The organism is Streptomyces mesophilus (assembly GCF_011044995.1).
GTDB classification, from domain to species: Bacteria; Actinomycetota; Actinomycetes; order Streptomycetales; family Streptomycetaceae; genus Streptomyces; species Streptomyces mesophilus.
Genome location: NZ_JAAKZW010000401.1, coordinates 1 through 3,555, shown reverse-complemented (window position 1 = coordinate 3,555; position 3,555 = coordinate 1). Strand labels below are relative to the sequence as shown.

4 protein-coding genes are annotated in these 3,555 nt (G+C 70.7%); all 4 read right to left on the bottom strand.

The genetic code is table 11. The features are described 5' to 3' along the window. A partial coding sequence (locus G6045_RS39885; protein ID WP_165337140.1) for an LLM class flavin-dependent oxidoreductase occupies nucleotides 1-939 on the bottom strand: 939 nt, incomplete at its 3' end. Nucleotide 940: 1 nt separating this feature from the next. Further along, nucleotides 941-1,969 (bottom strand): ABC transporter substrate-binding protein, encoded by a 1,029-nt coding sequence (locus G6045_RS39880; protein ID WP_165337139.1) that lies wholly within the window; start codon nucleotides 1,967-1,969, stop codon nucleotides 941-943. A gap of 94 nt (nucleotides 1,970-2,063) precedes the next feature. Then, nucleotides 2,064-2,804 (bottom strand): ABC transporter ATP-binding protein, encoded by a 741-nt coding sequence (locus G6045_RS39875; protein WP_165337138.1) that lies wholly within the window; start codon nucleotides 2,802-2,804, stop codon nucleotides 2,064-2,066. Further along, on the bottom strand, nucleotides 2,777-3,555 hold a 779-nt coding region (locus G6045_RS39870; RefSeq protein WP_165337137.1), incomplete at its 5' end, for an ABC transporter permease. The genes G6045_RS39875 and G6045_RS39870, both read right to left, overlap by 28 nt.

Here is a 3,555-nt window from a genome sequence, read left to right as displayed (position 1 = left end):
ACCCCGCACCAGCCCCACCCCGGCCCACAGGTTCGGTGCGATCTCGAGGCGGTCCCGGCTGCCTCCGTGCAGCGCGAGCATCCGCTGCTGGCCCACCGACTCGCTGCGGCCGAGCGCCTGTTGGGCCGCCGCGACCGTCTCCGTGTCCAGGTCGTCGAGCAGCCGGTGCGCCACCGACCAGGCCTCCGCGGACGAGTCGCGCGAGATCGAGTGCAGCCTGATCCCGAAACGGACCGTGCGCCCCTCCGCCTCCGCGAGCCCCCGGATCCAGTCGATCTTCTCCTTGACCTGCTCCGGCGGTTCACCCCAGGTCAGATACACATCCGAGTGCCGCGCCGCGACCGGTCCCGCGGCCGGCGAGGACCCGCCGAAGAAGATCTGCGGGAGCGGGTCGGGCGGCAGTGCGGTCAGGGCGCCGTCCACGCGGTAGTGCTCGCCCGTGAAGTCGTACGGGAGACCGCTCCATGCTCCCCGTACGACGGAGAGGAATTCGTCCGTACGGGCATAGCGCTGATCGTGGCCGAGATGGTCGCCGAAGCGGCGCTGCTCCGTGGAGTCGCCACCGGTCACCACGTTGAGCAGCAGCCGGCCGCGCGTGATGCGCTGGTAGGTGGCCGCCATCTGCGCGGCGAGCACCGGTGAGATCACGCCGGGCCGGAACGCCACCAGGAACTTCAGCCGCTCCGTGTGCTGGGCCAGCGCGACCGTGGTGAGCCAGGCGTCCTCGCACCAGGTGCCGGTCGGGGTGAGGACGGCCTCGAAGCCCAACTGTTCGGCGGCTTTGGCGATTTGGGCCAGGTACTCGATGTCGGGCGCCCGCACCCCGCTGATGGGGGTGATCCGGGAGCGCTTGATGCCGCCGTCGGTGTAGGCGTGCCGGTCGACGAGGGTGCGGCCGTCGCCGCCGGTGGGCAGGAACCAGTGCAGGTGGACGGTCATGTCACTTCTCCGTGTAGGTGCGGGCCGGGGTGGTGGAGGGCGGCAGGTCGCCGTTGAAGCGCGGGTCCACGAAGTCGGCGAAGGTGACCTTGCGAGGGATCAGCTTCAAGTCGGCGAAGGTGTCGACGATCTGCTGTTCGGAGGCGATGGCGGCCTTGTCGACGGCGACCGGGACCCGGGTGCCGTTGGAGCGCTGCACGGCCGCGAGGGCGGCTTCGTAGGGCAGTCCGGTGTCCTTCGCCCAGACCTTCGCCCACTCCTCGGGGTGGGCGAACACCCAGTCCTGGGCCCGCCGCAGCCGCGCCAGGTAGTCCTCGATCGCGGCCGACTTCTTCTTGTCCTTCAGCGCGGAGGGTGACGCCACCTGGAAGCTCAGCCCGTTGACGACGCCTTCGCCGTCGGTGAGGACCTTGCCCTGCTTCGCGGTGAGCACCTGCGAGGTGTACGGGTCCCAGACCGCCCAGGCGTCCACCTTGCCGCCGTTGAACGCGGCGAGTGCGTCGGCCGGTTGCAGATAGCTGACCTTGATGTCCTCGAGGGTCAGTCCCGCCTTCTTCAGGGCGGAGATCAGCTGGAAGTGCGCCGAGCTGCCCTGCGCGACGGCGACGGACTTGCCCTCGAGCTGCTCGGGGCGCTCGAGCGGTGAGTCCTCCGGTACGAGGATCGCCTCGCCCGCGGGGCTGCCGTGGGTGGCGGCCACCACGGTGATCTTCGAGCCGGCGCCGGCCGCGAAGACCGGCGGTGTGTTGCCGACCGCTCCGATGTCCACGGCCTTGGCGTTGACGGCTTCGAGGAGGGGTGGCCCGGAGGTGAACGTGGACCATTTGATCTTGTAGTCGAGATCGTCGAGTTCCCCGGCGGCCCGCAGCACGGCCTCCGAACCGCCCTTCTGGTCACCGACGTTGAGCGTGAGCGAGCCCTTGCCGTCGGTGCCGTCACCCCCGGTGTCGGCGGAGGAGGAGCCACCGCAGGCGGTGGCGAGGAGGGCGAGAGGGAGGAGCAGGGCGGGCAGGATACGGCGCGTGCGCATGGCGATGTCCCTTTGCTTGTACGGGGGTTCGTACGGGGGTTCGTACGGGTGCGAGTCCGGGTGCGAGTCCGGGTGCTCGTACAGGGGTTGAAGGTCAGGCAGCGTGCACGGGGCCGACGCCGAGCCGATTGAGCAGTTCCCCGCGCAGGGCCGCGAACCGCGGGTCGGTGAGGGAGCGGGGGCGGTCGAGGCCGACGTTGACCTCGTGGGCGATCACTCCGTCCTCCATCACCAGGACCCGGTCCGCGAGCAGCACCGCCTCCTCCACGTCATGGGTGACCAGGAGCACCGCGCAGCCGCGCCGCTGCCACACCTCGCCGACCAGGTGCTGGGCCTTGAGCCGGGTGAGGGCGTCCAGGGCGCCGAAGGGTTCGTCGAGCAGCAGCAGATCGGGTTCGCGAACCAACGCACGGGCCAGCGAGCCGCGTTGGGCCTCGCCGCCGGAGAGTGTCTTGGGCCAGGCGTCGGCGCGGTGGGAGAGCCCCACTTCGGCGAGCACCTGTTCGGCCACCTCGCGGCCGGGGCGGCCCGGGAGCCCGAGCAGCACGTTGCGCCACACCTTCTTCCAGGGCAGAAGGCGCGGCGCCTGGAACGCCGTGGCCCTGCGCCGCGGCACGAGCACGGTGCCGTCGATCTCGCGGTCGAGGCCGGCGAGGATCTTCAGGAGGGTGGACTTCCCGCAGCCGCTGCGTCCGAGCAGGGCAACGAACTCGCCCGGCTGCACCGTGAGTTCGAGGTCGTCGATGATGCGGCGGCCGTCGAAGGTGCGGCTGAGTCCCTCGACCCGTACCGCCGCGGATGTGCCGGTCACTGGCCGGTGAAGGTCGGTCGCCATTGCAGGAGCAGCCTTTCGAGGGTGCGGACGGCGAGATCGGCGAGCAGGCCGAGGAAGGCGTAGACGATCAGGCAGACGACGATCACGTCGGTGCGCAGGAAGTCGCGGGCCTGCATCATCAGGAACCCGATCCCCGCGTCGGCGTTGACCTGTTCGGCGAAGACGAGCGCGAGCCAGGCGACCCCGAGCGCGTAGCGCAGTCCGGTGAGCGCGCCGGGCAGGGCGCCCGGCAGGACGACGTGGCGGACAAGTCCCCAGCGGGACAGGCCCAGTGACTGTCCGGCCTCGATCAGCTGGGCGTCGACGCCGCGGATCCCGGCGTACGCGTTGAGGTAGAGCGGGAAGACCACGCCGAGCGTGATGATGGCGATCTTCGGCACCTCGCCGATCCCGAACCAGATGATGAACAGCGGGATCAGTCCGACGAAGGGCACCGTCCGCAGCATCTGCATCCCGGCGTCCACCAGGTCCTCGCCGATCCGGAAGAGCCCGGAGAGCAGGGCGAGCGTGATCCCGATGACGGCGCCGAAAAGCAGCCCGACCGCGACCCGTTGCAGCGAGACACCCATGGCCTGCGTGAGCGAACCGTCGGCGAGCAGATCGCGGGCGACCCCGGCGATGGTGCCGGGCGAGGCGAGCACTTCGGCGGTCAGTACGCCGGTGGAGCTGAGGAGTTGCCACAGGCCGAGCAGCAGCAGGGGTCCGCTGGTGCGGCGCAGCCAGCGGGGGATGCGGGGGCGGTGGGTGCGGG

Bases quoted from the DNA above. Each gene is read 5' to 3' on its own strand.
- G6045_RS39880 (WP_165337139.1), bottom strand. From the start codon at position 1,969: ATGCGCACGCGCCGTATCCTGCCCGCCCTGCTCCTCCCTCTCGCCCTC.
- G6045_RS39875 (WP_165337138.1), bottom strand. From the start codon at position 2,804: ATGGCGACCGACCTTCACCGGCCAGTGACCGGCACATCCGCGGCGGTA.